Below are 1,189 nucleotides of genomic sequence, written 5' to 3' on the forward strand. Positions count from 1 at the left end.
TCCAGCGCGCGCCAGACCGAGATGCCCCAGCGCGCCGCCAGCCAGCCGAGCAGGTCCACGGCCGGCAGGTGCGACCACAGCAGCGCCACCGGCAGCAGGCTGAACAGCCCGCCGACGCAGGCCGGCATCGCCACGCGCGCCTGCAGGCTGGTCAGGCGTTCCGCCCGCACCTGCATGGCCACGCTGGCGCCGCCAGGATCCCCGTGATGTTTGATTTCAGGCACTCCCATACGACCCGGCCGTCGAGGATTCCGGCCGACCGCCCTCCAGATCGGTGGCGCGCTTCGCGGGCGGCGTCCAAGTGGGGCGTTTCTACCGAAGGTCGTGGGCGGCGAGGCTCGGGGACTTCCCGGGGACCGTCCGGTCCCCGTGCGCAGGCGCGGTGCCGGTGGGCGTCTGGCGCCCATCCGGATCGAGGTCTAGGCCGAAGCCGGTCCCGATCCTGATCCCGACGCCGGATCTGTCATCGCCAGTTCGCGTTGGTGCTCGTCGAGCCAGATCCAGCCGCCGGACGGCAGCTCGGCCGGCAGGTCCAGCGCGCCGATGCGCTGGCGGTGCAGCGCCAGCACCCGGTTGCCGACCGCGGCGACCATGCGCTTGGCCTGGTGGTAGCGGCCCTCGGTGAGCGCCATCTGCAGGCGGCCGTCGGGCAGGCGCTCGGCGGACACGGCGCGCACCGGCTCCTCGGCCAGTTTGGGATTGCGCTCCTCCAGCAGCACGCCTTCGACGAGGCGGCGCAATTGGCCCTCGTCCAGCTCGGCCTTGCAGCTTGCCTGGTAGAGCTTGGGCACGTGGTACTTGGGGCTGGTGAGCTTGTGCTGCAGCGGGCCGTCGTCGGTCAGCAGCAGCAGGCCGGTGGTGTCCTCGTCGAGCCGGCCCACCGGCTGGATGTCGCGGTTGCGCAGCGGCTCAGGCAGCAGCGAGAACACGCTCGGATGGTGGCTGGGCTTGCGCGAGCATTCGTAGCCCGCCGGCTTGTGCAGCAGGATCAGCGCCTTCTCGTGATACGGCCAGGCCTGGCCTTCGACCTCGAAGACCAGGCCGGCGGTGTCGAAGGCCTGCCGCGGGTCCTCGATGACCTCGCCGGCGACCGACACCAGGCCGTGCTCGACCAGCGCCGCGCAATGCCGGCGGGTGCCGAAGCCCTGGCTGAAGAGGATCTGCGCGATGGCGACCGGCTTGGCGGCCT

2 protein-coding genes are annotated in these 1,189 nt (G+C 71.7%); both read right to left on the reverse strand.

Annotation, left to right across the window (positions count from 1 at the left end; genetic code table 11):
- Window positions 1-182, reverse strand: a 182-nt coding sequence (locus tag FUT87_RS13110) for a hypothetical protein (protein ID WP_147241299.1), incomplete at its 3' end; no start/stop codon positions are given.
- A gap of 237 nt (window positions 183-419) precedes the next feature.
- Entirely contained in the window at window positions 420-1,169 is a 750-nt protein-coding gene (locus tag FUT87_RS13115; protein WP_147241300.1) for a pseudouridine synthase, read from the reverse strand.
- Between the last annotated feature and the right edge of the window lie 20 nt (window positions 1,170-1,189).

Source organism: Mitsuaria sp. TWR114 (genome assembly GCF_007997345.1).